The sequence below is a fragment of the Puniceicoccaceae bacterium genome (assembly GCA_040224245.1).
Taxonomy (GTDB): Bacteria; Verrucomicrobiota; Verrucomicrobiia; order Opitutales; family JAFGAQ01; genus JAKSBQ01.
Genome location: JBEGIR010000026.1, coordinates 132,531 through 138,570, shown reverse-complemented (window position 1 = coordinate 138,570; position 6,040 = coordinate 132,531). Strand labels below are relative to the sequence as shown.

Annotated in this window: 5 protein-coding genes; all 5 read left to right on the top strand. The window is 55.3% G+C overall.

The window, feature by feature from the left end; all coding sequences use genetic code 11:
- Positions 1-884: 884 nt before the first annotated feature.
- Genes ABQ298_04730 through ABQ298_04710 form a run of 5 tightly spaced genes read left to right on the top strand, consistent with a single transcriptional unit; the run spans position 885 to position 6,032 of the window.
- Positions 885-2,363 carry an efflux RND transporter periplasmic adaptor subunit gene (locus tag ABQ298_04730; protein ID MEQ9823669.1) on the top strand — a complete coding sequence of 493 codons (1,479 nt, stop codon included), beginning with the start codon at positions 885-887 and terminating at the stop codon, positions 2,361-2,363.
- A 10-nt stretch (positions 2,364-2,373) separates the two neighbouring features.
- A complete protein-coding gene (locus tag ABQ298_04725; protein MEQ9823668.1) occupies positions 2,374-3,108 on the top strand; it encodes an ABC transporter ATP-binding protein in 735 nt (244 codons plus the stop codon).
- Positions 3,105-4,262 carry an ABC transporter permease gene (locus ABQ298_04720; protein ID MEQ9823667.1) on the top strand — a complete coding sequence of 386 codons (1,158 nt, stop codon included), beginning with the start codon at positions 3,105-3,107 and terminating at the stop codon, positions 4,260-4,262. The genes ABQ298_04725 and ABQ298_04720 overlap by 4 nt, the downstream gene beginning before the upstream one ends.
- 15 nt (positions 4,263-4,277) lie before the next feature.
- Positions 4,278-5,429: an ABC transporter permease gene (locus ABQ298_04715; protein ID MEQ9823666.1), complete on the top strand. Its 1,152-nt coding sequence runs from the start codon at positions 4,278-4,280 to the stop codon at positions 5,427-5,429.
- A 54-nt stretch (positions 5,430-5,483) separates the two neighbouring features.
- Positions 5,484-6,032 (top strand): hypothetical protein, encoded by a 549-nt coding sequence (locus ABQ298_04710; GenBank protein ID MEQ9823665.1) that lies wholly within the window; start codon positions 5,484-5,486, stop codon positions 6,030-6,032.
- The last annotated feature ends 8 nt before the right edge of the window (positions 6,033-6,040 follow it).

The following is a 6,040-nucleotide window of genomic DNA, read 5'->3' as shown; positions in this document are numbered from 1 at the left end:
TGATAGTGTGCTTCGATAACCTGCTCCGGTTCGATCCATTCGCGAAGGATTTGTCCAAACTGAACCTGCGCGTCCTGAAAGTAGGGTTCGTTCACCCAGAGTGTGTCGTCGGCGTCGAATGCAATGACTTTTAGCTTTGCTTTCACAGCAACAGTGCAAGCGTTTTGCGACGCTGGGGGCAAGGCTGGAGTTGCACCGTTTGCGGGCAAGGTGAATAGAATTGTCGGCGAACTGCGGTAGGGCAGGGCGATTCTGAGAGTTCAGATTCATTTTTTCGGTTGTGAAAGCAAAGTCTCTCGTTAATCGTTTCCCTATTCAGGGTAATGCATAACTCACTTCAAAAACAACCCGCAGTGATGCTCCTGATGCTGTTGTGGGCATTGGGACCCGGGTTGTTGGCGCACACCTCACCTCACTGTGCGGATGAGGCTGGATCAGATGACCCATGCTGTTGTGTGCAAGTGGAAAAACTGCATTGCGGTTGTGAATCCCCATCGGAACCAGCACCCAGCCGCGTCCCCGCCGACTCAAATTCCGGATGTGGATGCATGCTCGAATTGCCATCCATTCCGATGGAACTGGCGGTAACTTCTCAGTCCGTCAATGATACCCAGTTTCCGGCACCCCGCGAAAGAGTAGTAAATACGAAATTGCCTTTGTGGCAAAGCTTTGGGGTGGAACATGTTCCGGACTCCCGCTGCCTTCCTCCAAATGGGTTCACTGATTTCCGAATAACAGGAGTCATGCGAATCTGACACCACCATTCCAGACCTATCGACTCCTTTCACTGGTTCCGTATGTGTGAACACGGCAGGGAAGGATGCAAATTGTGAGTCGCGTGCAGGGACTCTGCACACATCGCTCTGGAACAAACACTGGTGTCCATGAACCCAAAATCGCTTTCATCCTTTATCCGAAAATCGAAGGAATCCTCCGTCAACACCGAAACCAAATCTGCCCGGATGCAGTCCGGCAAAGCAGATCGTATCGATCAGTGGCTGCGACTGCTACCCTTTGCATTGCTGGCCTGTTTTGTGCTTATCGTCGCGCTCCTGTTTGGAGAGCGCTTATTGCCTGCGAATCCGGTGAAGGTGAGTTCTGTCGTGGTTCAGCGAAGTGAAACAGCGACGACCGAAAATGCCAAACCCACTCCTGCGAGTGACCCGACTGAGCATGCATTTGAAGCGGAAGTGCTGTTTCAGGCATCGGGTTGGCTGGAAGCGGATCCATACCCAGAGCGTGCAGTTGCGCTTGTGGACGGTGTTGTGGCACAGGTCGATGTGCTGGAGGGTGAAGCGGTGAAGGCTGGCCAGCGCATTGCCCGCTTGATCGATGAGGATCAACGCTTGTTACGGAATGAAGCCCAGGCACGCTTTGAACAGAGCACACAACAGGTCGAATTGCATGTGCGTGAACGCTTGTTACGCGAAGCCGAGCTGCAGCGGGTTCATGCGGAGATTCGAGTGGCAGAGGCTCGGCTTGCGGAGCTTGCGGATACGGCCGAACGCATGAAGACCCTTTCGGACGGTGCTGTGCCCGAGCAGGAAGTTGCCCAGGCATTGTTGCGATTGAAGACGCAACAAGCCCAGGTCGAAGCACTGGCTACTCGCGTTGCCGAACTTGAGCAGATGATCGAGCAGGCGCAATTGCGCATCGAAATCGCTCGCACTGCCAAATTTGAAGCAGAAGCTCGACTCGAATTGCGCAAGCTTGCGCTGAAACGCACCGAGATTCGAGCACCGATTGACGGCATCATCCAGCGCTTGAATGCCTATCCGGGGCGCAAGGTAATGGCGGGAGCAGACAACATGGAATCCCTCACGCTTGCCGTGATTTTTGACCCAGACTCTCTGCAGGCCCGTATTGATGTTCCCTTGGAGGAAGCCGCAAAGTTGCAGGTGGGACAATGGGCTCGGGTGCGGAGCAACTTGCTGCCCAACCAGTTTTTCCGGGGCCGCGTGACGCGCATCGTCGGCGAGTCCGACCTGCAGCGCAACACCCTGCAGGCCAAGGTGGAATTGCTGGAAACCGATCCCCGAATGCGACCGGAAATGCTCTGCCGTGTGGAGTTTCTTGAGTCCGCAACCACCCCACAGAAACCGGGACGAGCGGGTGATGCTTCGTCAAGCGTTGCGCTCTTTGTTCCCAAAACCGCGTTACTGCAGGTTTCGGGAGATCGTGCTCAGCTTTTTCGACTGGCAGCGGATCGTAGTCGGGTGCAACGCATCGAAGCAAGCATCGCTACCGACTCGAATCGTCCGGACTTCGTGCGCATCGTGAGTGGATTAAATCCCGGGGATCAAGTGGTTATTGCCCCCGATCCTGACCTGAAAGACCAATCCCGCATTCGCATACAACCCTAGAAGCATACACATGAATCAAAAACCAGAATTCTACATTTCCTGCAACGGGGTATCCAAAACCTATTTCAAAGGAAAAACGGAAGTCACCCCCTTGGAGGCATTGGATCTATCCGTTCCAAAAGGAGAATTTCTTGCCCTGATGGGACCCTCGGGATCCGGTAAAACCACCTTGCTGAATCTAATCGCCGGAATTGATCGACCCACGACGGGAGAGCTGTGGGTGGGCAAGACCGAACTCTCCCGACTGTCCCGGGCTGAGCTGACACGGTGGCGCGCACGGACCTGTGGATACATTTTTCAGCTCTACCACCTGGTTCCCATTCTGACGGCATATGAAAACGTGGAACTGCCGCTGCTACTCGATTCGAGTCTGAGTCGGAAAGAGCGACGGGAGCGAATTCACATGGCCATGGAGCTGGTGGGACTGGCGGACCGTATGCATCATCGACCCACCGAACTTTCGGGTGGTCAGGAACAGCGTGTGGCGATTGCCCGTGCGATGGTGACGCAACCGGAACTCCTGGTGGCGGACGAACCGACGGGTGACCTGGATCGACGTGCGGCGAGTCAGATTCTGGATCTGTTGCAGGAGCTTGCCAGTTCGCATGATCGCACCATCGTGATGGTGACCCATGACCAGCGGGCCGCTGACGTTGCGGATCGCACCCTGCACCTGGACAAAGGGAAACTGGTTGTGGAGGCAGATGTGCATTCGTTTGGCAGCGAGGAGGTGTTGCGCACATGAACGCAGTAAAACTGCTTTTGTCCTTGATTGCCCTGGCGGCCAAGCAGGTGATGAGGCACCGTACCCGCAGCCTGTTGACGCTTGTGGGGGTTGCTTCCGGCATGTTTCTGTTCACCGCCGTTGAGACGATGCAACAGTCACTTCGTGTGGTGACGGAAGGAGCTGCAGCCGACACGACCTTGATTGTGTACCGTGAGAATCGCTTTTGCCCGGCGACCTCGCGCCTTCCCGAGCACTATGGCAGCGAGATCCGACGCATCGACGGGGTGCGGGAGGTTGTGCCAACCCAGATCGTTGTCAACAACTGTGGAGCGAGCCTGGATGTGATTACCTTTCGTGGAGTTCCCCCCGAAAACCTCACGCGTTTCAATCCAGACCTTCAAATCGTCAGCGGTTCGATAGAGGATTGGAAGCAGCGTACGGATGGTGCCTTGATTGGTGAGAATTTTGCAGCCCGACGTGGATTACAGCCAGGGGACCGTTTTGAGGCGGTGGGAGTGAATACCTATGTTTCAGGAGTGATTCGCTCACCGCATCCACAGGACAATAATGTGGCCTACGTGCACTTGCCCTTCTTGCAACAGGCATCGAACAAAGGGTTGGGAACCGTGACTCAGTTTAACGTCAAAGTGGAAAGTTCGGATCAACTCGAACGAGTCGCAGTGGAGATTGATGCGCTGTTCAAATCCGACTCTGCCCCGACGCACACCCGTCCTGAAAAGGCCTTTTTTGCTCAGACGGCGAAGGACATGATCCAGCTGATAGGGTTCACGCGCTGGTTGGGTATAGGTGCAGCAATTGCGGTGGTTGCCCTGGTCGGCAATGCTTTGGTCTTGATTGCACGGTCCCGTGTGAAAGAAACCGCCGTGCTGCAGACCCTGGGATTTCAGCGATTGAGCACGGGGGTGCTCATGCTCAGCGAAGGAGTCATGCTCGGGTTGGGGGGTAGTCTTGTGGGCATTTTGGGTGCGATTGCTTTCTTCGAAAGCCAGCGTTTTACCTTTGGAAATGAAGGACTGACGCTTGCACTTCGTCCTGACCTTCAAGTGGCCCTGACCGCTACCGGACTCGCACTTCTGCTCGCATTGCTCGCCTCTCTCTGGCCTGCAGTGATGTCTGCAACACGACCCATCGTCAGCGCGCTTCGCAGCTGAAAAACTACCAAAACCATGTTACCCTTTCATTATATCATTCGCAGCGTGATGCGCGCGCCGGCACGCTTTTTTCAGCAAACCTTCGGCGTCGCCTTGGTGGTGGCACTGTTACTGGGGGCAGTCAGTTTCAATGAAGGCATGGACCGACTTCTGGTGTCCAGCGGTTCCAAGCACAACGTGATCTTTGTGGGAGCTGGCTCGGAGGAGAGTGTAGAGCGCAGCGAAGTATCGACCCGTGCGGAGACCCTCATCGCAGCGGGAGTGCGTGGTATCGAAACCCGCCTGGGCGTACCTGCGGTTTCGGGGGAAGTCCACTATATGGGCCTGGTGGGATTGCCCGATGGCAGTGCCGAGCAGGGATTGCTGCGAGGAGTGACTGTTGAAGCCTTTGAAGTCCACCGGGAAGTCCGCATCCTGAAGGGTAGATTCCCGCGTTCGGGTGAGGTGATGCTTGGGCGCCTCGCAGCCTATCAACTTGGCTCCGATCCTGCCATACTGGGCATGGGTTCCAAGCTGGAGTTTGAAGGACAATCCTTTGAGGTTGTGGGCATTTTTGATGCCCCCGGTACCGTCATGGAGAGCGAGATCTGGATCCCGCGCACCGACCTGCAAACTCTGACGCAGCGGGACAATCTTTCCTGCGTGATCCTGAGGCTGGAGGATGCTGGAGCATTTCGATATGCGGATTTGTTTGCCAAGCAGCGACTCGATCTCGAGCTTTCGGCAGTAAGGGAATCGGACTACTATCGACAACTCTCCAAATTTTACGGACCCATTCGTTGGATGACCTTGCTGACTGCTGCCATGATCGCAGTGGGGGCGGTTTTTGGCGGATTGAATATGCTCTACGCAGCCTATGCGTCCCGCATTCAGGAGTTGGCGGCCTTGCAGACGATTGGGTACTCGCGCATCGGGCTATTCTGGACGCTCATCCAGGAGAGCCTGCTCTCTGCGGCACTTGGCATCCTTATTGCACTGCTTCTGGGGCTATGGCTGCTTGAAGGGACCATGGTTCCCTTTTCCATTGGCACCATTCTGCTGGGCATCAGCGCATCCAATTTCCTGATCGCACTGCTCGTCGGCTTGCTGCTGGCAGTGGTTGGCGTGACCCCACCTGCACTGAAGTGCCTGCGAACGGATCTGCCTGTGGCGCTACGCTCTGCGTGAGTTCGATTTGAAACTGTATCGTACCCAATAACCAAATCCTGAAAATCTGAATCTATGAAATCAAAATTAACTCAAACTACTGTTATTGCACTGCTGATTGCGGTGTCACTCTCTCTTGTAGGGTGCGGAGGAGATCAAGCCGTTGAACCGTCCAGCAAGTCCTCGTCATCGACGGCTATCCTGGACAAAATCTGGATCGAATCGGCTCCCGAAGAAGTTGTTGCCGTCGCATCTGCAAGGCAATTGTCTCCAGGGGAACCCGTCGCCGTTGCTGGGGTTATTGGGGGTGTCATGCATCCGTTCACCGAAGGATTTGCCTCCTTTGTGGTTGGGGATGACGCTATTGTCTTCTGCAACGAAATGGGAGAGGATGACCACTGCTCTACGCCGTGGGACGCGTGTTGCGAGGATCCGGCTCTGCTCGCCTCCCGTCGCGCACTGGTGCAAGTGCTGGACGCGGATGGCATGCCTCTGGAAGTCGAATTGCGCGGCCAACAGGGACTGAAGGAATTGAGCGAAGTGGTTGTTGTCGGAATCGTGGCAGCGGAGTCTACAGAAGATAATCTCATCATCAACGCGACTGGTATTCACGTAAAGGGCTAGCAAGGGAA

Coding starts and splice junctions, on each gene's coding strand:
- ABQ298_04730 (MEQ9823669.1), top strand. CDS start 885: ATGAACCCAAAATCGCTTTCATCCTTTATCCGAAAATCGAAGGAATCC.
- ABQ298_04725 (MEQ9823668.1), top strand. CDS start 2,374: ATGAATCAAAAACCAGAATTCTACATTTCCTGCAACGGGGTATCCAAA.
- ABQ298_04720 (MEQ9823667.1), top strand. CDS start 3,105: ATGAACGCAGTAAAACTGCTTTTGTCCTTGATTGCCCTGGCGGCCAAG.
- ABQ298_04715 (MEQ9823666.1), top strand. CDS start 4,278: ATGTTACCCTTTCATTATATCATTCGCAGCGTGATGCGCGCGCCGGCA.
- ABQ298_04710 (MEQ9823665.1), top strand. CDS start 5,484: ATGAAATCAAAATTAACTCAAACTACTGTTATTGCACTGCTGATTGCG.